This window comes from Gordonia sp. UBA7860 (genome assembly GCF_002500165.1).
Taxonomy (GTDB): Bacteria; Actinomycetota; Actinomycetes; order Mycobacteriales; family Mycobacteriaceae; genus Gordonia; species Gordonia sputi.
This window is the reverse complement of the sequence record NZ_DLSO01000192.1, coordinates 1-579: the sequence shown is the minus strand read 5'-3', so window position 1 is coordinate 579 and position 579 is coordinate 1. Positions and strand designations below refer to the sequence as shown.

Here is a 579-nt window from a genome sequence, read left to right as displayed (position 1 = left end):
CTCGATCGGCGGGGTGGGGCTTGATCAGCGCGAGGGCGCGGCGGTGTCTGGCCGTGCGGAAAGTAGGGGAAAGGTCGCTGACGCGAATTTTGCCCCGCATCCGTCTACTTGCGTCCGTGGTTGCTGCGGCGTGACAGCATCGGGCCATGACCTCGCAGGCCCGGCCGACCCGACGCACCCCGCGCGCCGAGTGGCGCGGAATCCTTACCAGGCGTCGAGGAGATCCGCTTCCGCCTCGACGTGCGGCGTCGAGACTGTCGGCGTACGTCTACGGGAACATCATGGTGCTCGCGGCGCTGGTGACGGCGTCGGCTCACGCGGTCGAGAACGGCGAAGCGGTCTGGCTGGTGCTCGGGACCGGTCTGACGACCTACATCGCCCACGTCTTCGCCGACCTGGTCGCGGGCAGCAGCATCCCGGAGGCACACGGTCACGACACACAGGCCGACGAGTCGCAGTCTGATCACCTTGACGCCCCCGACGCCCCGGAACCAGACGCCGCTGAACCCGACGCCCTGGAACCCCGCGACCCCGAACCCAACGCCCACACCCCCAAGCCCGAGCGACCAGGCGACGCCG

1 pseudogene is annotated in these 579 nt (G+C 69.6%); it reads left to right on the top strand.

Annotation, left to right across the window (positions count from 1 at the left end):
* Positions 1-146 precede the first annotated feature (146 nt).
* Positions 147-579 (top strand): annotated as a pseudogene (locus B3T59_RS22750) (hypothetical protein); the annotation flags it as partial.